This window comes from Massilia genomosp. 1 (assembly GCF_011682185.1).
Taxonomy (GTDB): domain Bacteria; phylum Pseudomonadota; class Gammaproteobacteria; order Burkholderiales; family Burkholderiaceae_D; genus Telluria_A; species Telluria_A rubra.
In genome coordinates, this window is the sequence record NZ_WHJF01000636.1 from 1 (window position 1) to 251 (window position 251).

Annotated in this window: 1 pseudogene; it reads left to right on the plus strand. The window is 61.0% G+C overall.

Features of this window, described 5'->3' with window-relative positions:
• Nucleotides 1-251 (plus strand): annotated as a pseudogene (locus tag F1735_RS37250) (group II intron reverse transcriptase/maturase); the annotation flags it as partial.

The following is a 251-nucleotide window of genomic DNA, read 5'->3' on the forward strand; positions in this document are numbered from 1 at the left end:
AACATCATCCCCGCGACATGAAACGATAGGTGCAGGGCAAGGCCTGCTCGCGCAGGTGCTTGCGAGGGAGAACATGCAACGCGCGTGGAAACGCGTGAAAGCAAACAAGGGAGCGGCAGGCGTCGATGGTATGGACATTGCTCAGACTGGCCGCTATCTGGTGACCGCGTTACCGACCATCCGCAAGCAGCTGATGGCAGGCACGTATCGGCCTAGTCCGGTGCGTCGCGTCGGCATCCCCAAGCCAGATG